This is a genomic window from Paraburkholderia bryophila, from assembly GCF_013409255.1.
GTDB lineage: Bacteria > Pseudomonadota > Gammaproteobacteria > Burkholderiales > Burkholderiaceae > Paraburkholderia.
Genome location: NZ_JACCAS010000001.1, coordinates 4610776 through 4633064, shown reverse-complemented (window position 1 = coordinate 4633064; position 22289 = coordinate 4610776). Strand labels below are relative to the sequence as shown.

The following is a 22289-nucleotide window of genomic DNA, read 5'->3' as shown; positions in this document are numbered from 1 at the left end:
CAGGAATCACCATGAGCACCACCACGGGCACCGCCCACACATTCGGCACTTTCGGCCATCGCGCCGTCACCCGCACCACCGGTACGCTGTTCAATCCGAACATCATCGAGCATCTGGCATACACCACGCTGCGTTTCCGTCGCGACACCGAAGGCGAGGACGCCATGCGCTTCGCCGGGCATCTAGCGGTCTTCGAATACAACGAACCGACCGGGTAGACTAGTGGCGTTCGAATATGGAGCGGGGAAGAAATAATGAGCGAGAGAACTCCAAGTGAAATCGGCGATGCCCTTATGGATGCGCAGGAAAACGTGACGTTGCTGTTCCGGCGCAAGCCAAATCTTGCCATGGCGGCCATAAGCGTCGTCGTCGGCAGCGCAGCCATCCTCTGCCACTTCCCCACCAACGAGAGCGCTGCGAGTCTAGGTGGAGCGCTATTCGGTGCAGCAGCGCTCTTTACCGGTGCTTGGGTCGCCGAGACGACAAAAGCAGCATCTGAAAAGCAGGACGCGACACGGAGAATGGAAGCAGCAAGGGTCTATTTCACACCGGAACTGGCGCGCGTCATCGCGCAGCACGTCTACATCCTCAACCGGCTTGTTGCGAACTTCGTATCGACCTCGATGAAGTACGAACCACCGGGCGATCCGCTCACGGCATTTCGGCCCAGGAAGCCACTCCTATACCCGTCTGCACCTCAATTCAGGGATCTTTCCGAAGCGGACGCGACTCTGCTAATCGAGTTTTACGATGCGTCGCATGGCATTGCAGAAACCGTCAATTCATGGATCGAAGGCAAAACTGCTCTTGACTTTAATGCCTACAACGTTCTGATGCAGGACGTAATGAACAGCTTACGGCTCGCCGAAGCAGCGGTTGAGAGCTTTTGCCCAGACAGGCAATACAGCCCGATCATGCCTGCGTCAGGCACTTTGTCCGAACGGATTAAATCATCAATCTTGCAGGCAGAGGGAGCGATGAAAGCACATCAAGACAGGGCTGAAGCAGCCCGGATCGCGACCGAGCGCGCGTCTAGCGCCCTGGCTCAGAAGAAGCGTTGAACAGGGGCAACCGGCGCGAAACCGCGTCACGCGCCCTCATCTGCATCAACCGCCGCCCATACTCGCTTCGCCTCTTCCGCGACGGCGTTTACCTCGTCTTCGGTCAGGTCGGTAAAGCTATGCAGTTCCGACCCGGCCCGCACAAGAAGATCGACCGCAATCAGCAGCAGCATTCCGATTACGTCCGGTTCTGCCGGGCGGCAATATCCGAGTTCAGTCAGCCGCTCGCGGCCTGCGTGACGCGCAATAAGGCTCGTAATGCTCGTGTGAACCATTCCGCACAGGATGCGGTATTGCGCGTAGGCGTCGCCGATACCGCCGTCTCGCATCTTCTGCGCGAGGTCCATTTTTTGATGCCCGTCCTTTGCGAGCTTGTTGCGAATGGGCTTTTCGATTTCCCGCCACTCGCCGACCTTCTCTTTCATATCTTCTGGCACGTCCTTCAGGCGCAGAAGCTCATCGAACAGCACGACATTGTTTCGCGCGTTCTCGAAGTGCAATTGATTGAGATAGCCCGAGTCCTTCGAGAGATTCACGAGGTCGGCGACGCCTTCAAGCATCGAGCGGATCGGCCCCGCCGCATGGCTGGAATAACCGGCATCAATAAGGCACAAAGCCGAGCGGAACTGTTCGAATATTGTCAGAATAAGACTAGCGCCAATGCGCGCCTCGCCGGAATCTGCGACGTTCGCCTGCCCAAGCAGGTCTTCGAAGCTATCAAGTATCGTCGTCGCGGCGGCGCGCGCCGCTTCAGGCTTTGTCATTCAGCGTCTCCTTTGGTGTATTCGCTGGTCAGCATCGAAGTATAGAGGGGGCGCATTTCGAGCCACCATAAGCGCCGGGAGACATCCCCCAAACGCCCGGCCCGGTCCTCGGGCGCGTGACTTGGGCTGAAGCGACCGGTAGTACGGTGACGCGTTTTCCTAATGCCGCCCGCGTTTTCCTTATAATTGCCCCGAACGTAAAACAATTGACCGATCCGGGGCGTCACCATGAGAAAAACGATTCTGATTCTGGCCGTTGCAAGTCTCAGCGGCTGCGCCAGCACTGCGCCGACGAAGATAGGCGCAAACACCTATTACGCGTCCAAGACAAACACGGCGGGCATCTTCGGCGACGTTTCTGCCGTGGCGGGTAGCCTAATGGGCGAAGGCAATCAGTTCTGCGAGTCGCAGGGCTTAGAGTTCGAACTGGTCACTCAGCAGACGACGCAGAACATACCTGGCGTGCGGCTAGGTGGCGCGTCGATCACGTTCAAGTGCATTGCGCATGCGCAAAGCCCGATCATGCGCCCCGATAACGGCGTATCGACCGTCAACTAAGGCGACAGGAATCAATCGCGGGAGACTCACTCAGATGCGACGCTATTCGCGGGTCCGAGAAAAACTGCTCAACGCGCTCCACCGGCTCGCCACTCGCGAGGGCGACGTGCGCGAGCGCCTGCGTGCCGCGCATTGGCCGCTCAATCAATTGACCGCCCAGGAACTCCCGCCCGAACTGCTTGAGGACTGGGAAAGCATCATGCACCGCCTCACGCGGAAAGGACCGGAGCGCGACGCGGCCGGCGACGTATTGAACAGCGCGCTCGAACACACAATGCAGTCGATACGGAACAGCACCGGGCGGGCCATTGCGAACGACATCTACCGGCTGTATATGGCTTTCGTGACCGCCCGCGGTCTCTGACCGGCACGCAGCGAGCGGAACACCGACGCCCCTACGTGAACGCGCGCCGGAACCGGATCACTCGGAAGCCAGGAAACGGATTACGGCGCTTCGCCGAGCGCTCAATCACGCCGAGCCATTCGCGAGTGCGGTCGAAGTCATCGCGCAGCCCGTCCACGGCTGCATCAATGTATGGAGCCGGTACGCCGCTCACCAGCAGTTCGAGCATCAGCGCCGAGATAGTGCGCTCGAACAGGTCGCACGCGTCGTCTGGCAGGTAGTTCATTGATTGGCTCATATCGGTCCTAATCGTTCGTCATCACGCGCGCCACGCGTTCGCGACGCGTCGATTTCGCGCGGGGCGCTGCCAGGCCCACGCGCCCGTCGAGAATCTCGCGAAGCTCGGCATCAAGGCGCTCGCTCATCGAGTCATATGCCGGGTTGTTCGCGATCAGGCGATCAGCGCCGAAGTGGGCCAGGCGCTCAGTGGTGCGCTCGCCGGGGTAGACGGTCACCGTCGGCAGCTTCGCGCTTGCGGTGGCGATGCCCAGCGCGGCCATCTTCGCGTCGAGCGCGGCATTGATTTCAGCGTGTGTCTTACGCATTCTGGTTCTCCGTTGCGATCACGTCAGTTACTTCGGTTGCGTTGCGGCCGTACGTGGCGGCCACTGGCAGCAGTTGCTCGCCGGGCTGCACATGGACCACGATGCGGGCTGGCGTCGGCTTCATGGGCTTTCCGACGAACTCGGCGACTTCCAAGCGGACGCGCTGAAGCTCGGCTTCCATTTCGGCGGCTTGCAACGCGATCAGCGCCGCCACGTTCCGCTGCGATGCCAGCGCCGTCCCGGCACCCTCTTTCGTCCCGGCCTTCCTCAGCGACTCGTACAGCTTCGAGCGGGCCGCGTTCAGTTCCTTCAGGTGGCGGGCATTAATCGCGCGCTGGCGGGCCACGATGGCGGCCTTCACGAACTCCTCGCGATCTACTTCGTCCAGGCCGTCGGGGATGCGGATTTCGTCGGCGTAGTCGTTCGATTGGGGCTGCTGGGGAGCCTGCGCGGCGCTCGGCGGCACGTAGACATCGGCCACGACGCGAGCGGGCTGTGTAGACGCCCCTGGCTCGTACAGGTGTACGGCTTGGGTCTCGCTCTGCACGGCACTTTCTGTAAATTTAGAATCCCTCACCTGAGCAGGCGTTTGCACCTGCGACGGCACCCCTTGATCCTTCTGCCACTTCTCTTCGCGGGCCTTGCGGGCGACCAAACTTTTCGAACAATCAAGGACTTGCGCGATTTTTCCCAAGCCGAGACCGGGTTCGGTTTCGTAGCGCTTGCGGGCGGCGGCCCATTGCTCGTCTGTGACTTTTTGGTGCGACATTGCGGACTCTGCCTGCGGTTCAATGGAACCATTGGGCCATCACGTCCGGTCTGCGTACACACCCCGTACACAGGCCGTACACCACCACGTACACGGTCAAAAACCGGGCGGAAATTGAAATTCTTACTCGGGGGCGGCGACCGCTGCGCGGATACCAGCGGAATAGCGTTGCGAGGATCGCGCGTGAGCGGCCCGCACCCTACGGCGAATGTCTTGGCATGGTCGGCGGTCGAGAACGGCTCTACGTGGCTATGGCTCGCCTATGGCGAATGGATGCGCGCGCAACTATGCGGATAACGCAGAGTGAATCCGATCAATGACTTAGCGATGATATCTGCGCGAGACGCAGAATTACTCAATCGAATCAGTAGGTTAGGCAGAATTTTGCTTGCGCTGTTATGCGGCGTCAGGCACAATCTCGTCACCGGCTTGCAAAGCGCGAGCCACAAACAACGACGCCCCGAGAGCGGCAAACTCTGCGGGGCGTCAAGACCAACCGTATAGGGCGGCTGGGGAGTGCATATTGGCTGGTGCTGGCACTGGCTTCGATTATATCCAGCTTGATTCTGCTTATCAAGTACACCTTAGCGAGCGATTGAATTGCGCTCGCCCGACCTTACCCGCATTGCTCGTACCGCCTTCGAAATCTCGAAGGTGTCAAATGAACACAGCAGCACAGCAGCAGAAGCCCGCAGGCGTCGTCGGCGTGTATCTGCATCAACCGAAGCACGCCGTACACCTGTGGGTCGGTCGCATCTGGATCAAGGGCAAGTGCTCGCAGGTTCCCGGCCGCTACAACACCGCTATCGAAGCCCATAACGCGCGCTGCGACCACATGGCGAAGCTGGGCCTTCCCGCGCCCGCAAAGATCGTCGCAGAGGCCGCGTAATGACTGCGCGCACCCAAAAGAACGCGGGCAAGATGCCTGCGATGCAGTTCTACCCTGCCGACTGGCGCAAAGACCCGGGCGTGCAGGCTCTCGGCTTCCATGATCGCGGCGTGTGGTTCGAAATCCTCTGCATCATGCACGAGTCGTCGGAGCGTGGCGTTCTCTTGCTGAACGGATTGCCGATGCCGACGCAGGCGCTCGCAAACATCCTTGGTTTGGATATCCAAATTCTCAACCAAACCTTAACCAACCTCACAACCTACGGCGTAGCAAAGGTGAGGCATGCGGATGGCGCGCTGTATTCGAAGCGCATGGTCGCAGACGAAAACCTCTGCCAAATTCGCCGCGAGGCAGGCAAAAAGGGGGGGAATCCCGCTTTGCTTAACCAAAAGTCCAACCAAGCGGATAACCAAGCCGTCAACCAAACGGCAACCCCTTCATCTTCATCTTCATCTTCATCTTCATCTTCAACTACGGTTAGTAAACCTCTCTCTCCTGCTGCGCAGTCGGTCGAGAGTGAGTGTGGTCCGGTACAGGCGAGTCTGATTCCCGGCGAACAGGAGGGAAAGCAGAGCGCGGTGACGAAGGCGCAGCCGGTTGACGCCGACTTCGAAGCAGCATGGGGCATCTATCCGAAGCGCGCAGGCGGCAACAGCAAGACCGAAGCACTGAAGGCGTGGACGGCTCGCGTTAAGCAGGGCAAGAAGCCCGACGACATGATTGCTGGCGTTATGCGCTACGCGAAGTTCTGCGCGGCGAAGGGAAACATCGGGACCGAGTATGTGAAGCAGGCTTCGACCTTCTTCGGCCCGTCGCTGCATTTCGAGGAAGCGTGGGATATCCCGGTCGCAACGGAGCGCCCGCAGTCTGGCGGCTTCATGACGACGCAAGAGCGCAACCGCGCTATCAGCGACGCCAACATGCGCGCGTTTCTCGAAGACGATGGCGCGACGCCCTTTGATGCGCTGCCGCCGCCGAATGACCCCTTCACGATTGACATGGAGTAAGCCATGCTGGCCGAAGACAAAACTGAATTCACCAAGGCGCTTAACCTCTGCTGTTCCACGCTTCGCCAGCCGCTCCCGGAAGTTGATTCGCTGAAATTCTGGTTCAAGCTGCTCGAACCGTATTCGCTCGCCGACGTGAAGGCCGCGCTCATTCACTACATGCAGGCAGGAACCCGCTTCGCCCCCGTTCCTATCGACGTAATCAGCCATATCGAGAAACGCGTGGACCGCTGGGTATCCGCCGATGAGGCGTGGGCCATCGCGACGCGCGGGTACGATCCGCGCAACACAGTTGAGACGTGCAACGAGATCGACGCAGCGACTGACGCAGTGCGCCACCTCCTGGAGGCTGGCGACAAGTTCAACGCGGGCCGCGCGTTCAAGGATATCTACGTGCGCCTGACGGATGCCGCGCGTCAGACCCAGCAGGTTCCGCGCTGGCGTATCTCGCTTGGCACGGATGCCGAGCAGCGTGAGCAGGTAGTGTCGAAAGCCGTCAGCGCTGGCCGTATCTCGTTGGCGGATGGTCGCGCCGCTTACCCGCTTCTCGCGAGCCCGGGCGACGATGAGCCTATCGACCCGAAGACCGCAGCGGAAAACCGCTCGAAGGTCGCGAACATTCTGGCGATTCTTCAGAAGCCGAAAGCCGCCGCTGTCGCTCGCGACATGGACCCGAAACTTGCTGAATCGCGCGATGCCGCAGCGGAACAGGCGCGCAAGTGCGCCGAGTACGAAGCGCAGCAGCGCACCAAGGCAGAGGCAGAGGCTTTCCGCATGATCGCGTCTATGGCTCACCTGTCCGACGACGTGCTCGCTTCCATGGTTCGCTTGATGGCAGAGCACCAGGAGGTCGCATGAGTGGGCGCAATGGTTTGTATTTTGCCTGGAAGCTGATCGACCGCTACCGCAACCGCGAGGCCATCAATGAGCACCAGATCGAATTCGCGCTGAAGGCGATTGAGACAGTCACGGGCCGCCGTCCGATCCACGGCTCGCAGGCGCTCGAATTCGAGGACGAAGCCCGTCTTCGCGAAAAGGTCGTGGCGCGCTAGACCAGAGCCGTCGCCACGCCGCTCGCAAGATAGTCCGAGTGGTGTGGTGACGGTGGCGAGCGCCAGCGGCTCTAAAGACCGCTAAACGATTCTGCGTTGCGCACCGACTCCGACCGCGTATCGCCTGCGACGGATACCAACTTTTCGACGCAACCAGTCAGCCTAAATATGTATCGCCTGCGAGCGATACCAACTTTCGGATTCAAGATGACGAAGTTTATGACACCGCGCAAGGCCGCGATCCTTCGCATGCTCGAAGAACACGACGATGGCACATACGAGGAGATCGGGATTCCGCCATACACCGCCACGGACATCGCGAACTATATCGACTGGTTCGGCGGTGATAACGGACGCCCGGAGATCAAGTGGATTGAGCGCCCGGACGGCACGAAAACATCCGCAGACCCAAACTGCTTTTGGAGGGCGTCAGAAAGCCAGGTTCAGTCTTTCGCTCGCACGTTACGCGGAATGGTCGCAGAGGGGCTGCTCATTCAGGTTCGCGAGAAGCAGGACACGATCAACGGCATGAGCGGGCGCACTATGGAGATGCCGCGCGTGTGCTATTGGAGCGCCAGGACGTTTGATCGCGACATGCGGCGCGCGCAGGCGTGGCACGCTGGCCGCGAAGCAAAGTACGGATGGCAGCCGAAGAAGTTCGAGCGCTTCATGGGCGCAGTCGAGGATATCGGCGCACCGCCGCCGAAAATGATCGTATCGCCCGCGCACGATACCGAGATTATCGACGTGTAGCGCCATCCAATATGCGTATCGTCCGCGAACGATACATAGAATTTTCAGGGTAACAGCGGGCGCAGCGCCGGGAGATTCCGGTATCGCCCGCGAACGATACATAGAAACAGGACGAACATGAACGACACGACGAATGAACAGCCGGTGAGCCTCACGGAAGCGCTCAACGCGAACGCCATCCCGTTGTCCGCAGTCGCGGCGGGCAAAGTCCTGCTGGTGGCGGGTATCACAGGCGTGGCCTGGCGCGATAGCTCGAAGCCCGGCCGCCCGGCGAAGGCGTACAAAGTCGCGACAAGCTACGGCGAATCGCTCGGCGCGACCAATGAGAAGGCCACGGTTCCGACTGGGGACCCGACGAATCTCAAGTTCGACCGCAGCCGCTTTGCCGCGCTGTGGGCGTCGAAGGCGGTGCAGGATGCGCTCGCCGACCTGCTCGAAGCTGGCGACGTGAAATTGCGCGGCAGCGCTGCGCAGGGCGCGAGTGAAGCGTTCTAGTCTATGCGTCCGAAGCAGAGCTTAGGATCAAGCCCAGCGACACCGGGCTTTTTTTGCGTCTGGCGAAAAATAAATTCTGTTAGTTTTACCGAGAATTTCCCCATATTCGACAAGGGATTTTATGTGGATTCTGCGTCCGACGCATCGCTGAAACGCCCGTCTGGCGTGGGTTTTCGGCTTTTTTTGCTTGTTTGTTTGTTCGACATTCGATACAGTCCCACCAACGCCTCGCAATCCTGCGGGCAAACACCTGAGGAAACTTCCGAATACTGCCCGCCAACGATTTTTTGCCGGTCTTTTTAGGGGTTTCGTATGTCCGAAGTAATCAGCAACACCTTGGCGCGCGTCGGCGCGTCGCATGATCTGACGAAGCCGCTGATGATGTCCAGCCGCGAGATCGTCACGGTCGCCGAGTCGATTGGCGCTGAGAAGGAGCACAAGAAGATTCTGCGCGATATCCGCGTGATGCTGCTGAATCTGCATGGCGGTGAGTGGCTGAAGCAGCAGCTTCCGGAGAAGGGCCGCTCGACGTTTCTGCTCGCGAACAATGACCGCCTTTTTGATGAGTTGCTGGCTGGGCCAAATTTGGCCCACGCACTCGGGGCCGAATTCACGTTTGAGCGCGACGTGCGCGACCGCGTCATTGAATTCCGCTTGAACAGGGAACTGTCGATGACGCTGGTGACCGGCTACGACGTGAATCTGCGCCACGCCTGCATCAAGCGCTTGGATGAACTGGAGCGCGTGATTGCTGCGAAGACGCTGGCCGCTCCCGCGCCGACGCCCGAGCCCGCTGCCATCGAAGACAAGACGATTGCCCGCGTGTCGAAGGCCATCATCGTGCTTGACCTGCTGGCTGGCTCGAAGTCGTATGGCCTGACGCAGGAGGAGCACCGCAACGGCGTCCACAAGCTGATCCGCTCGCACGGTCTGCCGACCGACATGCTTCCGGCCCCGACCGATGACACGTATTCGGACGAGGGCTCTGCGACGCACCTGCTGAAGAGCGCTGGCCGGTGCCTGCCGGTGCCGCGCTTTTTCAAGCTGCTCGAAGAGGCTGGCATTGTGTACCGCTTCGCGCGCCCGAGCACGAAGAGTAAGGACGTTCTCAAGTACTCATGGCGCTTCACGACGGAAGGCATGCGCTTCGGCTATGACGAGCGCGTGGGCCGCAGCAAGGACTATACGTGCCTCTTCTACGTCTCGAAGTTCACGGAACTGCTGCGCCTGATTTCGCCGGGCTATCACCGCCTTGTGGCGAGTGGCGCGTATGTGCCTAGGTGGCCGAAGTCGGAGAACGAGAAGCACGCTGCTGCGTACCGCCAAAAGATGGAGCAGGCCACTAACCAGTCGCGCGACGTGCGCGAGGCAGCCTATTACCAGAACTCCACGCGCTAAACGTCGGCAACGGCTCCCCGGCCGGTCGCATTCTTCCTCATGGGCAGATCGCAACACTCTCAAAAATAATCAGCTGCGCGCGATCTTTTTTGATGATGCGTGGTTAGTATTCAACTCAACGTACGCACAAGCGTACAAACACACAAAGGAAGGACGATATGGATAAGAGGTTTGCAGCACGCATTGACGGCGAGCGCCACCACAAGCTGAAGGTGCTTTGCGCTCAGTTGAAAACCGACATGAGCACCGTTGCCCGCGAGGCGATTGACGGTTTTCTCGCGAAGCACGGCGTCAAGATCGAGGGCGACAAGCAGGAACAGAAGCAGCCGTAATCAGAGACTCCCCAGTCCAAAAGTTGTAACTCCATTTTCAATAGTTCTACTAAAAGACTGTAAGGAATCTGCATCATGGCTAAAACTATCAAGGCAGCAAACTCGAAGAAGTCCGCGGCAACGACGGCGAAGAAGGCGAAGAAGGTCGCGCTTCCGGTGTTAGACCCGGCACATATCCCGGTCATGCACCATGAGCTTCACTCGTTCAAGACCTTTGGCCGCTCGAAGTGCTACAAGCGCATCGTGGAGCTTGATGGGGTTGGCGCGGCGGCACTGATCGCGAGCGAGAAGGATGCGCCCGCCCTGCTCGCAAGCGGCAAGACGCTCGCTTATGTCGGCGAGGACTTGTGCGTTGTGACGACCGACATGGCGCTCATTGAAAGCGCCGTGAAGGATGAATTCGAAGCGGAGTTGACCCCGAAGGCGATGGCGCTCTATGCCGAGCATATCGGCCTGCCGTTCTTCGCCGGCGAGCGTGAGTACGAGAACGTGCGCGGCACGCCGTACGGCCTCTATAGCGATTGCATTGAACAGGAAGACTTCGATAAGGTTGATGCTGAAATGGCAGCATCGTACGAAGTCATGCTGCTCGCTAATGCCGAGTTCGCAAAAAAGCCGATGGGCGAGCCCAAGCAGTTGTTTGCCGATCCCGTTGACGGCCAGCCTCTCGCCGCTACGATTCTGAATCTCGTTGTGGGCGCTCACGAGCACGAGAAGATTTCGAAGGATTGGCACCACGTCGCGGTAACGTACACGAAGACGTGGAAGGCGAAGCACGGCCTCTCGAAGGTTGACCACGCCTGCCCGAAGTACCGCGCATTCACGCGCAACGTGTGGATGCAGCACAAATACCATCGCGACCTGGCTGCGCTCGCCCGCTCATATCTTAGCCGCATGACAGAGCAGTATGTGCAGGCATCGGGAGTGCCGCTCTAACCTCTGCGCCGATGATCGAATGACTCCCCAGCGCCACTAGATCATAAAATTCAGTAGAGACTTAGAGATTCGAGATATGAAAACCACGAAGACCATCGTTCGCCGCCTGTTCGACGCCCGCCGCGCCATCATGGCAGCGCTCGCCGTCATCGAGCAGTGCAGCCGCGACGAGCACAAAATCCGCGTGAAGGAACGCCACTTCCAGAAGGTCGAAGAACAGGGCTTCCCGGTCAACAAATCGTTTTTGGTTGAGACCTATCACGGCATCGTCGCCCGCCGCTTCCGCGCTCGCGAGTCGATCATTTCGGCCGCAGAGGTCTTCTTCGATACCTGCGACGAGATCGACGCGACCATGAGCGCGCCGCAGAAGTGGGACTTGCTTGGCTGCGGCCACCGCGCGGACCCGAGTCGCAACGAACCCTTCGCAAAGATGGTTGGCCTGGGTTACGAGCACCCAATCGGCGGCGAGTGCAGCTTCGGGCCGCTGAAATTTGCTGGCGTGCTCAACACGACGCCGCTGTTCCGCTCGCAACATGAGGCGGATCGCGAGGTTGCACTTGCGTACGAGGAGCGCCAGCGTCACGCCGCGCACGTCCGCAGCTTCGGTATTCAGGCGATCGAAGCGACGCGTCTGGCGGCCCGTCTGGCGGAAAACAAGGGATTCGTTCACCGCGCCCCCGAAACAGTCCATTGATTCGGACGCACCAATGAAAAAGGCCCGCTACGTGCGGGCCTCTTTCGTTACTGCCGGGTCATTCGTCCAGGTCTTCGCGCGATTCGCCGCGCCTCTCCCGCTTGGCTTTGCGCTCCTCGCGGGCAATGTCTGCGTCGATAAGGTCTCGAACGCGCTCCACGCCGAACTGCTCAATATGGCGCAGTTGGCGCGGGTAGTAGCGAAGGGTTTTGGCGACAAGGCGCTGCTCCTCGTCTTCTAGGCGAGGGCGGCCGCCGACGTTTTTGGTGGTGTCGTTCGTATCCATGGGCTGAATTGTACGTCACTAGGATGCCGTGTACAAATACCGGGGTATCTGGATAGGTTGACGTGTACAAATACCTCTTGACCGAGAGAGGTTTGCGTGTACAATTACCTCATCGAAACACAAACACCGAACAAGACATGCAATCCAACGTGCTCCCCTTCGTAAAGCCGGTCGCCGCCGTAGAGCGCCCCTATCGCCTGAAGTTCAAAACCCCGATTGACGGCGCTGTCGTTACGTCCGAACTGGCCTTCACGTCAGACGACGAGCGCTCTGCCAAGGCGTGCGAACTCGTCAACAGCCGCGTGGCCGTCGTGTTTTTGCCAGTGAATCAGTAACCAGTAGCGCCTAACCCCGCATGACAACCCCAGGTTTTATATTTCGTACTACTTATGGAGTTGTCCATGTTTCAGCAAAACAAGACTGATTTTTCCTGCATCAAAGAGCTTGCCGAACTTTTCGATCCAGTTATCGCCGAGGTCAGGGCGAATACCGAATGGATGCGGGCATTTAACGAAGCACTGCAAGGCAAGCGCCCCTGCCCGTAAGTTGCCGCTAAGAATCACGCAGTACCGTCGCCGGGTCGGTTACCCGGCAACTTTCGATAGACATACCCAGTGAATACACATTTCATCGTTGTGCCAGTCCCGAACGAAGCCGAGCGCGAGAAGGTTGTCGCAACGCTTAAAAAAGAGCTTACCGCCGATCAGTTCGCGCGCGTCTTCATCGAAGTGCGCCCCGACACTTTCACCCCGCACAAGTCGCCGAAGATCAACACCAAAATCGGGCTGCCGACAGGTTCCGGCATGCGCGAAGACTAACGACAAACACGCGCGGGCTCACGGGTCCGCTCACAATAACCAGGATACCTAAATTATGTGGCTCCTCGATCCTAAAGCTGGACTTATCTCAATCATCGCGTCAGACCGCGACGCGAATGTTCTCGTGTGCCGTGCGCGCACCGCTGGATCGCTTCGCATGGTGTTTGGCGCTGACACGGAAGAAGTCGAACTCGACGGGCGCGATTACGCCTACCGCGCATTTATCGACCGTCGCACCGTCGGGGCCGTGATTGCGGGCCGCTTGATGAATTTGAGCTACACGAACGTGAAGGGCTCTATCGACCCGCAGAACCACGCGCTGCACGACGCCTTCATGGAAACCTGGCACACGTTCGCGCGCATCGGCGACCGCCCGCCGTACGCGCGCCGCTCTCAGCGCAAAGCCTAACCCGTCGCTCCCCGCCGACCCACACAACACAGAGAAAACCATGCCGAGATACCTGCGCCTCAATCGCCGCCCGGAAGGGCAGAAGCCCCGCGCCACGTCGTTCGCTGACCTGCCTGCTGTCATCGCCAATGCTCCTGTGCAGCCCGCGCTGTTCGAGCCGACTGCCAAGGCGGAAACGGCCCTTTCCGCGATTCATGCCGTGCTCGAAAGCGCCGGTCATCGCGAACCCGTCGAACCGATCTTCGATGTCGGCCGCCTGCTGGTACGTGCGCAGCCGAGCGCCGCGCAAGCCAAGCGCCTTTCCGGTGCCCTGATTAAATGCGCTGCGGCGTTCGACCGGTGCCGTGTGGTGGCGCGCGACTCCCGCGTGAAGGCTTCATGTGAAAGCTGGTCGGCGCGCGTCTTCAGCGCGTTGCGCAGCGCTGAATCGACCCTTGGCGACGGCGCGCAGCGCATCGCCCGATACGACGCCGTGGACACGATGCTGATTGCCTTGTATGCGGCTCACGGCGTGTTCCAAGCGCTCGCCGACGGCTCGGACTGCCCGCACTTTGACGATGCCTGCGTAGACGGAATGCTGGTCGTGCAGAAGGCGCTGAACGCCGAGGCGTCGCCGGTCGATAACCGCGCCGAGGTCACGGCATGATCGCCAGCTTCATGAATCGGAAGACGGCCATACGTTTCGCGCAGGGCTTGATCTTGTCGCTGGGCGTCGCGTTGCTTGTGGCGCTTGTCGTGCTCTCACCATGAGCGAGCAGGCATTCTGGAATGGCCTGATTTTCGGTTCGTGCATCGGTGGGCTGATTGGCGGCCTGTCAGTGGTGGCGGCGCAGCTTCTCAGGCGGGTTCTGCGCCGCTCGCCGCGCGATGAAGTGGATTGGTTCGATCTATAAAAGGGGTTCGTCGTGGACGTTTTCGCAGGCATCGTAGGTATTTCGAGCAGTCAGGCATGGTCGCTCGTCGGCGCACTCATTCTGGCCGCGCTGTTCGGCGGGTTCCTTCTGCGTTTCTGGAAGGTCGCGCTGGTCGGGGTCGTCGCAGTTCTGGTGATCGGCTTCCTGCACGAACACGTCAAGACGAACCTGCCGATGCCGCAAGCTGACGCGACAGCGCAGCCGCAATATCGCGATGTCGTACCGCAGGTGATCCCGTACAGCGGGCCGCCTTCCGATGCCGAGCAGGACGCAATCGACGCAGCCAGCGCGGCAAGCGCAACCGTCGCGCCGGAACCCGAGCTACCGGCCGACGAGCGTGCGTATCTGGACAAATGCGCCGCCGATGGCGAGAACAGTCGCGAAGAGTGCGTCAGTTTGTTCGCCGAGAAGCGCTATGTCGAGTCGGAACCGGCGAGCGATGCCGCAGCCAGCGATGCCCCGCCAGCCGATCAACCGGCAAATATGAACGACAGCGAGCGCGACGCCGCGCCCGCGTCAGAAACGCAATAACCAACTCAACAAGGATTCAAATGAAGAAGATCATCATTCTCGCCGCGCTGCTCGCGGCATCGCTCGCCGGTTGCGCAGGCATCAACTGGGGGCCGCCAAGCGATCCGAAGACCCCTTTCGACTTTCCTGCTGAAACGCACTGCATGCAGATAATGGGCTCGCCATCATGTCACGCCGATAGGGGCGAGTGGGCCGAGGATATCCCGAGCTACGTGATTTTCCCGAATGGGAGCACTGGCGAATGGATGATCGGGCCGTTTGCGAGTCAGGCGGAAGCCGACAAGGCAAAGGCCGAGTTTGCGGTCCACGACGCACAAGAGGATGCAAAGCAGGCGGCAATCGTGGCTGACGCAAAAGCGAAGCATGACGCGTACGTGAAGCAGTTGGCCGATCAGCAGGAGGCTGCGAATCACGAGCTTCAGCAATTGGCTAAAAACTCCGCGCTGGCGGCCAGCATTGCGCACAAGACGCACGCGTTCGCCTACTCGCGCGGAATTGGCAATCAATTGCTGCTCACGCATTCGAAGTGCCCTGTCGGCGGCGAAGGGGACTCTCTCGGCATCATGTATGGATACAGCAGTCTCATGGGAAGCTGGGCAGCGCTTGGATGCTGGGGCCATAAGACCGATGGTGACGCGGACGCGATTGCTTTCCATGTGATCTTCAAGGGCGACGACGGAAAGTGGAGTGCTGCTGGCGGGAATGCCTACACGTATCCGGCTGGCGCATTCATGCAAGGCGATCCGCGCCCGACTCGCGCATTCGAGTAACCGCTATTCGACAAGGCTTTTCTAAGGGGGTGGTGATTCGTGACGCCAGCATGGGCCAATCGCTTTGATGCGCAGCGCCCAGCGGATAGGTGGCGCACGTAACCGCCGCATCGCAGACATCGGACATCGCAGCTTGTCTCCGATAGAGTCTTCTAGGTTCGCCTGGCTTCGATGGTCTGCGACGATTGGCACTCGCTACCGTGCTTCAGCAAGGATGCCCCGCGCCGCACTCCACGGTTGCGGGGCATTTCATTTTCGTGTTGCGTGAGGCGCAGAAGATCAGTAAAGTTCTGCTCGTTGGGCAGAAAGGCGCAGGGGCGCTTCTCTGCCCTTTTTGCGTTCTGAACCTGGAAAACACAAATGACACACTTCTTCGGCGGCATGGATTCGATTTTGGGCCATAGGACGGCCCGCAGGCGCGAGCGCCATGCCCACGTACTCCATCGCCTGTGCGAGGCCCGCAACGAGGCCGCAATGCAGTCCATCGGCGGCGGCAGCGCGGACACGCCAGCGCCACGCGCACCACGCACACAGCGCCGCACGGCTCGCAAACCGGCTGGCGGTGACGGTGGCGACTCAGAGGGTGAGCCCGCGCCGGCGCGTCACTCGCACGTCAGGGCGCTGGTCTACAGCCTGGACGAAGTCGCACAGGCCGTATCGTTATCCACTGGCAACGTGCAGAAGCTGGTTCGCGAAGGGTCGTTTCCGAAGCCCCGCGCGATGTCGGCTCGCCGGGTGGGCTGGATCGTGCGCGAGGTAGAAGCGTGGGTGGACGCCCTGCCTATTTCCGACATGCTTCCGCCAAAGAACTGCGGCCAGCGTAACGCCGCATAGTCACCCCTGCTTCGCGCTGGCCGCTTTCACATGCGCGGCGGCCAGCCTCTCAAGCTCCGCATCTAGGCGAGTCAGCCACTCCATTTTTTCCGGGTCGAACTTGTACAGGTTATAGACCCCGGCAACCCCAGGCAGCATGTGGCCGATGATCGACTCGCCAACGTCGTGCGGACAACCGAGCGCGGCCAGAAGCGTTCGCGATGATCGCCTAAGATCGTGCGGGCCCCAATGCGTGACCGTCAGCCGCGTGCGCTCCCAGTTCTCGCGAATTTTGCAATAGGGCTGCCTGAAGTAGACGCTTTCCGACACTACTTTCTGCTGCGTATGGCCCGGCCCCTTGTCCGATGGGAACAGATACCCCTTCCCGTGCGCAGCAATGCGTCTTCGCACGATCAGCGCGGCGCGACCAATGAGCGGGACACGTTGATCCATGGCGTTCGCGTGGCGGGCGTTCTTCGTCTTGTGCTTCGGTATTGTCCACACAAGCCCATCGGGCGTGTCAGCGACTTCTGAGCCCATCATTGCCATGATTTCAGCGCCACGGCACCCGGTCCACAAATAGAGCGTTAGCGCGTCCTCAACGAGTCGCGAGAAGTTCGGCAGCCAGACGATCAACTCACCCAGTTCGGCCGCCGACAGCACGCGCTTGACGACGCCGATCTTCTCGCCAGCAATCGTCTTTCCCGTTGAGCGCAACTTCCCGCGCATTATCGAGCGCCAGTGGTTCGGCGTTGCGTCCGGAAGGCGGCCAGCATCGAGCGCGTGATCCCACGCGGCGGCCAGTTCGCGCTTCAGGTTACCGGCCTGCGTCGGTATGCTCGCGTGCGATTCAATCAGGCCGAACGCATCGCCGCGCGTGAGTGTGGCGGCATCCTTCGCCGAGAACGTCGCCGGAATCATTTTCAAAAACATGCGACGCACTTCTGCGGCCCCCTTCGCCTTTCTGTGCGCGTCCACATGGCCGGTTAGATACGCGTCACAGACGGCCCGCACGGTCTGCGCGCCCTGCGGCGCACGCGCGACCTTCGGAGCCGCTGCGCGCGCCTCTGAGCGCTTCTTCGAGGGGTCTTCGCCGTTGGCTACAGCGTCGCGCAGTTTCGACCATGCACCCGCCGCCGCCGCGACCGGCATGGCGGGCCATTCGCCGATCTTCACCTGACGCATGAGTCCGTCAATCGGAGATCGATAGCGGAATGACCACGAGCGGCGCGATGAAGTCACCACGAGCCGAAGGCCAGGGCAACCCTCTACGTTAAGATGCTCACCGGGCGCGAGCGATTTGGCGGTGTGTGCGTCGAATTTCATGACAGCCTCGTATGGTTGGTTTTGGGCTTGCGTCGATTTTCCCGACGCGTCGATTTTAGCCCATGCGTCGATTTTCTGAAAAAACGACGCAAAACAATCGAATGTTGCTGCGCGTAGTTGGGCGTAGTTGGGTAGATTAAGATTGGGCGAAAAGCCCGTCAGATATGGAGTTCAAGGCATTGCAGGCAGCAAACCCAAGCCCAGCAAGGGCAAGCGAGAAAGCCGAAACGCCAATGATGCAGCAATACCTGCGCATCAAAGCGGATCATCCGGGCACGCTGGTGTTCTACCGGATGGGCGACTTCTACGAACTCTTTTTCGACGACGCCATAAAGGCCGCCCGCCTCCTCGATCTGACGCTGACGCAGCGCGGCGCGTCAGGCGGCAATCCGATCAAGATGGCCGGCGTGCCGTATCACGCGGTCGAACAGTATCTGGCCAAGCTGGTGAAGCTCGGCGAATCGGTCGCGATCTGCGAACAGATCGGCGACCCGGCGACGTCGAAGGGCCCTGTCGAACGTAAAGTGATGCGCGTGGTCACGCCGGGCACCCTCACGGACGCCGCGCTGCTGTCCGACAAGAGCGACGTCTATCTGATGGCGTTGTGCATCGCGCACAACCGCCGCGGCGTCGCGACCAGCGTCGGGCTGGCGTGGCTGAATCTGGCGAGCGGCGCGTTGCGCCTCGCGGAAGTCGCACCCGACCAGGTGGCGGCCGCACTCGAACGCATTCGTCCCGCGGAAATTCTGGTGGCCGACTCCACCGCAGACGCCGCGAGCTGGACCCCGCCCGTCAACGCCAGCGCCCTCACCCGCGTGCCGGTGTGGCACTTCGATATCGCGTCGGGCACGCAGCGTCTTTGCGATCAACTGGAAGTGGCGGGCCTCGACGGCTTCGGCGCCCATTCGCTGACGGCCGCCTGCGGCGCGGCCGGCGCGTTGCTGCTGTACGCGGCGGCCACGCAAGGCCAGCAATTGCGCCACGTGCGCAGCCTGAAGGTGGAATACGAGTCCGAATATATCGGCCTCGACCCGGCCACGCGCCGCAACCTCGAACTCACCGAAACGCTGCGCGGCACCGAGTCGCCCACGCTGTGCTCGCTGCTCGACACCTGCTGCACGACCATGGGCAGCCGACTGCTGCGTCACTGGCTGCATCACCCGCCGCGCGAAGCCGCAGTGGCGCAGGCACGTCAGCAAGCTATCGGCGCACTGCTCGATGCGCCGCCCGGCTCTAGCGTCGAAACGCTGCGCGGTGCGCTGCGGCAAATCTCGGATATCGAGCGGATCACCGGGCGTCTCGCGCTGCTGTCCGCGCGGCCTCGCGATCTGTCGAGCTTGCGCGATACGTTCATCGCGTTGCCCGAACTGCGCACGCAACTCGCGGCGGTGTCGTCCAACGCGGATTCGCTCGCGCGTATCGACGCCTCACTCGTGCCGCCGCAAGACTGCGTCGAACTGCTCAAGCGCGCGGTCGCGCAGGAGCCGTCGGCGATGGTGCGCGACGGTGGCGTGATCGCACGCGGTTATGACGCGGACCTCGACGAATTGCGCGATATTTCGGAGAACTGCGGGCAGTTCCTGATCGACCTCGAAACACGCGAACGCGCACGCACGGGCATCGGCAATCTGCGCGTCGAGTACAACAAGGTGCACGGCTTCTATATCGAAGTCACGCGCGGCCAGACCGACAAAGTGCCCGACGACTATCGCCGCCGCCAAACGCTGAAGAATGCCGAGCGCTACATCACGCCGGAGCTGAAAACCTTCGAGGACAAAGCGCTGTCCGCGCAGGAACGCGCGCTGGCGCGTGAACGCTCGCTGTACGACGCGTTGCTGCAGGCGCTGCTGCCCTTTATCCCCGATTGCCAGCGGGTCGCTTCGGCGCTCGCCGAACTCGATCTGCTGGCGGCCTTCGCCGAACGTGCCCGCGCGCTCGACTGGGTCGCGCCGACGTTCTCGCCTGATACGGGCATCGAAATCGAACAGGGGCGTCACCCGGTGGTCGAGGCGCAGGTCGAGCAGTTCATCGCCAACGACTGCACGCTGACACCCGAGCGCAAACTGCTGCTGATCACCGGCCCGAACATGGGCGGTAAATCGACCTTCATGCGGCAGACGGCGCTGATCGCGCTGCTGGCTTATGTGGGCAGCTACGTGCCGGCCCGGCGCGCGGCGTTTGGGCCGATCGACCGCATCTTCACGCGGATCGGCGCGGCAGACGACCTGGCCGGCGGCCGCTCGACCTTCATGGTGGAAATGACCGAAGCCGCCGCGATCCTGAACGACGCGACGCCGCAAAGTCTCGTGCTGATGGACGAAATCGGCCGCGGCACCTCGACCTTCGACGGACTCGCGCTGGCCTGGGCGATCGCGCGCCATCTGCTGTCGCATAACGGCTGCCACACGCTGTTCGCTACGCACTATTTCGAACTCACGCAGTTGCCGGCCGAGTTTCCGCAAGCGGCCAACGTGCATCTGTCGGCGGTCGAGCATGGGCACGGCATCGTGTTCCTGCACGCAGTCAGCGAAGGTCCGGCGAATCAGAGCTACGGCTTGCAGGTCGCGCAACTCGCCGGCGTGCCCAACGCGGTGATTCGCGCGGCACGCAAGCATCTCACGCATCTCGAACAGCAGTCGGCAGCGCAACCCGCGCCGCAACTCGATCTGTTCGCCGCCCCTCTGCCGATGCTGGTCGAAGACGCGGACGACGAACGCTACGACGAGCCGCGGCCCGCCGCGCTACCGCCGGCCATGCAGGCGCTCGCCGAACGCCTGCGCGCGATCGACCCGAACGACTTGCGCCCGCGCGAAGCGCTCGACTTGCTGTACGAACTGCACGAGCTGGCTACCGCGCCAGATGCGGATCATTGACGCTCCCAGACCCCGGCAGCGTTCGCGCACGTTTCGCGCGGCGCTGACTTTCGCCCTGCTGCGCGCGGGCGGCTTCGTGCCGCTCGCAGGTCCGCTCATGGGCGTGCTCACGGGTCTGCTCATGTGCGCCCAACCGGCGCACGCCGAAGCGCAGCGCTACGCGTTCGCGGTCATCGCCAACACGTTGCAAAACACCGCCGACGAAGCCGCCACGCAGCGCCTGATCGACGCGATCGGCCGGGAACGCGACATCGCGTTCATCGTCTACAACGGCAATCTGAAGGGGGCGAGAGAAGCCTGCCGCGACGCGCTCTACGAGCGCCGTCACGCGTTGCTCGAGACGTCGCGGCCCGCTCTGTTCTTCATTCCGGGCCAGCATGACTGGGCCGATTGCGGCACGGCCGAGGCCGGCGGCTTCGATCCGACCGAACGGCTCGACCAGTTGCGCCAGACCCTCTTCGCCGACTCGACGTCGATGGGCCAGAACCCCATCACGCTGACGCGCGAAAGCGAAGTCTCGCGCTTTCGTCCGTTTCGCGAGAACGTGCGCTGGCAAGTAGGCGATACCGTGTTTATCGGTCTGAATGCGCCGAGCCCGAACAATCACTACCTGAGCGCGGGTGGCCGCAACGGTGAATTTGAGGATCGGGTGATTGCCAATGCATTCTGGCTCGAGCATGCCGGCGAATATGCGAAACGCCGCGACGCGCGCGCGATCGTCGTGTTCATTCAAGGTGACCCCGACCCGGAGCGCTATGAACGGCCGGACCGTTTCGCCTGGCTGCGTTTTGCCCGCAGCACACGCCGCGATGGTTTTCTCGAATTCAAGCGCAGCCTCGTCAAACTCGCGCAGACTTTCCGCGGACCGGTACTGGTGATTCATTGCGACGACGAACGCGCGAGCGGCGGCTTCCTGATCGATCAGCCGTTACGCAATGACAAGGGCGCGCTGGTGACGAATCTGACGCGGATCGCGCTGGCGCCGCATGATCGTCTTAACCAATGGATTCGGATTGAAGCGGATCTCGGCAGGAAACCGCCGTTCCGCGTGAGTGTGCGCGACGTGCCGAAGCAAATGCCCTTGCCCGTGCCGCCGCCGTTGCTGCCGCACGAAGAGCCTGCCGCCTCGATACCGGCTGTACCGGCGCTCGGTCCCGCTTCGGAATTGCCGCCACTGTTGCCGACGCCCGGGGACTCGCAACCGGATCAGCAACCGCGCATTCCGGCCGATCAGGGTGGCGGCGGCTACGGGCCCGCGACTTCGGGCCCGCCCGCCTCCGCTACGTTGCCGCACATGCCGGGCGCCGCGTCAGGTTCGACCGTAAACGGCGGCGTGCCCGCCAGTTCAGTGCAACGTGGGCCCTGACTTGTCGTCGTCGGCTTCGTCGTCTTCGTCGAGGACTTCGAGGCCGTCGGCGCCATGCGCATGTTCGTGCTGGATTTCGTCTTCAGTCGCGGGACGCACGTCTTTGACCGTGAGTGCGAAACGCAGCGCCATGCCGGCGAGCGGATGATTGCCGTCGAGTACGACTTTGTCTTCCGCGACATCCGTCACGACGTAGACGAGCGAATCGAGATCGTCGTCGCCCTCTTCCGGCGTGCCTTCGAATTGCATGCCGACTTCAAGCGGTTCAGGAAAACGATCGCGCGGCTCGATCTTCACGAGGTCGGGGTCGTACTCACCAAACGCGTCGGCCGGCTCAAGCTGGATCTGAGCCTCGAAGCCGGCCTCGTGGCCGTCGAGCTCTTCCTCGATCTTGGGGAACGTGCCATCATAGCCGCCGTGCAGATAGACCATCGGCTCGTCGCTTTCTTCAATCAGATTGCCCTGCGCATCCGACAGCTTGTAAGCGACCGACACGACGGTGTTCTTTGCGATTTTCATTCGATTCT

The 22289-nt window shown here is 61.2% G+C and carries 32 protein-coding genes; 25 read left to right on the top strand and 7 right to left on the bottom strand.

All coding sequences use genetic code 11. The features are described 5' to 3' along the window. The first annotated feature begins 11 nt into the window (after window positions 1-11). Together GGD40_RS20825 and GGD40_RS20820 are read left to right on the top strand one after the other, a co-directional pair. Entirely contained in the window at window positions 12-218 is a 207-nt protein-coding gene (locus tag GGD40_RS20825) for a hypothetical protein (protein ID WP_179744753.1), read from the top strand. A gap of 36 nt (window positions 219-254) precedes the next feature. Then, complete coding sequence (locus GGD40_RS20820; protein ID WP_179744752.1) at window positions 255-1061, top strand: hypothetical protein; 807 nt, start codon at window positions 255-257, stop codon at window positions 1059-1061. 26 nt (window positions 1062-1087) lie between these two features. Here the strand turns inward: GGD40_RS20820 and GGD40_RS20815 are convergent, their stop codons facing one another. Next, window positions 1088-1825 (bottom strand): DUF5677 domain-containing protein, encoded by a 738-nt coding sequence (locus GGD40_RS20815; protein WP_179744751.1) that lies wholly within the window; start codon window positions 1823-1825, stop codon window positions 1088-1090. Window positions 1826-2053: 228 nt separating this feature from the next. Between GGD40_RS20815 and GGD40_RS20810 the strand changes: the two genes are divergently transcribed. Then, window positions 2054-2383, top strand: a complete 330-nt coding sequence (locus GGD40_RS20810) for a hypothetical protein (protein ID WP_179744750.1) — start codon at window positions 2054-2056, stop codon at window positions 2381-2383. Between the two features lie 34 nt (window positions 2384-2417). After that, window positions 2418-2747 carry a hypothetical protein gene (locus GGD40_RS20805; protein WP_179744749.1) on the top strand — a complete coding sequence of 110 codons (330 nt, stop codon included), beginning with the start codon at window positions 2418-2420 and terminating at the stop codon, window positions 2745-2747. Window positions 2748-2778: 31 nt separating this feature from the next. Here GGD40_RS20805 and GGD40_RS20800 read toward each other — a convergent pair whose 3' ends face one another. From GGD40_RS20800 to GGD40_RS20790, 3 genes are read right to left on the bottom strand one after another with little or no spacing between them, the layout of a single operon-like run. Further along, complete coding sequence (locus GGD40_RS20800) at window positions 2779-3012, bottom strand: hypothetical protein (protein WP_179744748.1); 234 nt, start codon at window positions 3010-3012, stop codon at window positions 2779-2781. Window positions 3013-3031: 19 nt separating this feature from the next. After that, entirely contained in the window at window positions 3032-3331 is a 300-nt protein-coding gene (locus GGD40_RS20795; RefSeq protein ID WP_179744747.1) for a hypothetical protein, read from the bottom strand. Further along, window positions 3324-4100, bottom strand: a complete 777-nt coding sequence (locus GGD40_RS20790) for a hypothetical protein (protein ID WP_179744746.1) — start codon at window positions 4098-4100, stop codon at window positions 3324-3326. Before GGD40_RS20790 ends, GGD40_RS20795 begins: the two co-directional genes overlap by 8 nt. Before the next feature lie 661 nt (window positions 4101-4761). On the opposite strand from GGD40_RS20790, the gene GGD40_RS20785 reads away from it, so the two are divergent. The 10 genes from GGD40_RS20785 to GGD40_RS20740 all read left to right on the top strand — a co-directional run bounded on the left by GGD40_RS20785 (window position 4762) and on the right by GGD40_RS20740 (window position 11656). Further along, window positions 4762-4989 carry a hypothetical protein gene (locus tag GGD40_RS20785; protein WP_179744745.1) on the top strand — a complete coding sequence of 76 codons (228 nt, stop codon included), beginning with the start codon at window positions 4762-4764 and terminating at the stop codon, window positions 4987-4989. Further along, window positions 4989-5996, top strand: a complete 1008-nt coding sequence (locus tag GGD40_RS20780; RefSeq protein ID WP_179744744.1) for a hypothetical protein — start codon at window positions 4989-4991, stop codon at window positions 5994-5996. Before GGD40_RS20785 ends, GGD40_RS20780 begins: the two co-directional genes overlap by 1 nt. 3 nt (window positions 5997-5999) lie before the next feature. After that, a complete protein-coding gene (locus GGD40_RS20775; protein WP_179744743.1) occupies window positions 6000-6854 on the top strand; it encodes a hypothetical protein in 855 nt (284 codons plus the stop codon). Beyond that, on the top strand, window positions 6851-7048 hold the full coding sequence (locus GGD40_RS20770) for a hypothetical protein (RefSeq protein ID WP_179744742.1): 198 nt from the start codon (window positions 6851-6853) through the stop codon (window positions 7046-7048). Before GGD40_RS20775 ends, GGD40_RS20770 begins: the two co-directional genes overlap by 4 nt. Before the next feature lie 96 nt (window positions 7049-7144). Beyond that, window positions 7145-7801 (top strand): hypothetical protein, encoded by a 657-nt coding sequence (locus tag GGD40_RS20765; RefSeq protein WP_179744741.1) that lies wholly within the window; start codon window positions 7145-7147, stop codon window positions 7799-7801. Window positions 7802-7918: 117 nt separating this feature from the next. Continuing rightward, the gene (locus GGD40_RS20760; protein WP_179744740.1) at window positions 7919-8296 is read left to right on the top strand and encodes a hypothetical protein; all 378 of its coding nucleotides are present in this window, start codon (window positions 7919-7921) and stop codon (window positions 8294-8296) included. A gap of 312 nt (window positions 8297-8608) precedes the next feature. Further along, entirely contained in the window at window positions 8609-9694 is a 1086-nt protein-coding gene (locus tag GGD40_RS20755; RefSeq protein ID WP_179744739.1) for a hypothetical protein, read from the top strand. A 158-nt stretch (window positions 9695-9852) separates the two neighbouring features. Next, on the top strand, window positions 9853-10026 hold the full coding sequence (locus tag GGD40_RS20750; protein WP_179744738.1) for a hypothetical protein: 174 nt from the start codon (window positions 9853-9855) through the stop codon (window positions 10024-10026). 75 nt (window positions 10027-10101) lie between these two features. Continuing rightward, on the top strand, window positions 10102-10962 hold the full coding sequence (locus tag GGD40_RS20745) for a hypothetical protein (RefSeq protein ID WP_179744737.1): 861 nt from the start codon (window positions 10102-10104) through the stop codon (window positions 10960-10962). A 76-nt stretch (window positions 10963-11038) separates the two neighbouring features. After that, window positions 11039-11656 (top strand): hypothetical protein, encoded by a 618-nt coding sequence (locus tag GGD40_RS20740; protein WP_179744736.1) that lies wholly within the window; start codon window positions 11039-11041, stop codon window positions 11654-11656. Window positions 11657-11714: 58 nt separating this feature from the next. Here the strand turns inward: GGD40_RS20740 and GGD40_RS20735 are convergent, their stop codons facing one another. Continuing rightward, window positions 11715-11942: a hypothetical protein gene (locus GGD40_RS20735; protein ID WP_179744735.1), complete on the bottom strand. Its 228-nt coding sequence runs from the start codon at window positions 11940-11942 to the stop codon at window positions 11715-11717. Window positions 11943-12079: 137 nt separating this feature from the next. On the opposite strand from GGD40_RS20735, the gene GGD40_RS20730 reads away from it, so the two are divergent. The 9 genes from GGD40_RS20730 to GGD40_RS20690 all read left to right on the top strand — a co-directional run bounded on the left by GGD40_RS20730 (window position 12080) and on the right by GGD40_RS20690 (window position 16218). Further along, the gene (locus GGD40_RS20730) at window positions 12080-12277 is read left to right on the top strand and encodes a hypothetical protein (protein ID WP_179744734.1); all 198 of its coding nucleotides are present in this window, start codon (window positions 12080-12082) and stop codon (window positions 12275-12277) included. Window positions 12278-12343: 66 nt separating this feature from the next. Next, on the top strand, window positions 12344-12487 hold the full coding sequence (locus tag GGD40_RS20725) for a hypothetical protein (protein WP_179744733.1): 144 nt from the start codon (window positions 12344-12346) through the stop codon (window positions 12485-12487). 69 nt (window positions 12488-12556) lie between these two features. Continuing rightward, a complete protein-coding gene (locus tag GGD40_RS20720) occupies window positions 12557-12760 on the top strand; it encodes a hypothetical protein (protein ID WP_179744732.1) in 204 nt (67 codons plus the stop codon). A 55-nt stretch (window positions 12761-12815) separates the two neighbouring features. After that, entirely contained in the window at window positions 12816-13169 is a 354-nt protein-coding gene (locus GGD40_RS20715) for a hypothetical protein (protein ID WP_179744731.1), read from the top strand. A 40-nt stretch (window positions 13170-13209) separates the two neighbouring features. Further along, window positions 13210-13815, top strand: a complete 606-nt coding sequence (locus GGD40_RS20710; protein WP_179744730.1) for a hypothetical protein — start codon at window positions 13210-13212, stop codon at window positions 13813-13815. A 100-nt stretch (window positions 13816-13915) separates the two neighbouring features. Then, window positions 13916-14062: a hypothetical protein gene (locus GGD40_RS20705; RefSeq protein WP_179744729.1), complete on the top strand. Its 147-nt coding sequence runs from the start codon at window positions 13916-13918 to the stop codon at window positions 14060-14062. A gap of 12 nt (window positions 14063-14074) precedes the next feature. Then, window positions 14075-14614: a hypothetical protein gene (locus GGD40_RS20700; RefSeq protein WP_179744728.1), complete on the top strand. Its 540-nt coding sequence runs from the start codon at window positions 14075-14077 to the stop codon at window positions 14612-14614. A 20-nt stretch (window positions 14615-14634) separates the two neighbouring features. Further along, window positions 14635-15384 carry a hypothetical protein gene (locus GGD40_RS20695; protein WP_179744727.1) on the top strand — a complete coding sequence of 250 codons (750 nt, stop codon included), beginning with the start codon at window positions 14635-14637 and terminating at the stop codon, window positions 15382-15384. Between the two features lie 360 nt (window positions 15385-15744). Next, window positions 15745-16218: a helix-turn-helix transcriptional regulator gene (locus GGD40_RS20690; RefSeq protein ID WP_257030445.1), complete on the top strand. Its 474-nt coding sequence runs from the start codon at window positions 15745-15747 to the stop codon at window positions 16216-16218. Here GGD40_RS20690 and GGD40_RS20685 read toward each other — a convergent pair whose 3' ends face one another. Beyond that, on the bottom strand, window positions 16219-17523 hold the full coding sequence (locus GGD40_RS20685) for a tyrosine-type recombinase/integrase (protein WP_179744726.1): 1305 nt from the start codon (window positions 17521-17523) through the stop codon (window positions 16219-16221). It abuts the gene before it with no gap. A gap of 233 nt (window positions 17524-17756) precedes the next feature. On the opposite strand from GGD40_RS20685, the gene mutS reads away from it, so the two are divergent. Next, on the top strand, window positions 17757-20396 hold the full coding sequence (gene mutS, locus GGD40_RS20680; RefSeq protein ID WP_179744725.1) for a DNA mismatch repair protein MutS: 2640 nt from the start codon (window positions 17757-17759) through the stop codon (window positions 20394-20396). Then, window positions 20383-21762 (top strand): hypothetical protein, encoded by a 1380-nt coding sequence (locus GGD40_RS20675; protein WP_179744724.1) that lies wholly within the window; start codon window positions 20383-20385, stop codon window positions 21760-21762. The genes mutS and GGD40_RS20675 overlap by 14 nt, the downstream gene beginning before the upstream one ends. Here GGD40_RS20675 and GGD40_RS20670 read toward each other — a convergent pair. Further along, the gene (locus GGD40_RS20670) at window positions 21742-22281 is read right to left on the bottom strand and encodes an FKBP-type peptidyl-prolyl cis-trans isomerase (protein WP_179744723.1); all 540 of its coding nucleotides are present in this window, start codon (window positions 22279-22281) and stop codon (window positions 21742-21744) included. The genes GGD40_RS20675 and GGD40_RS20670 overlap by 21 nt on opposite strands. Window positions 22282-22289: the final 8 nt, after the last annotated feature.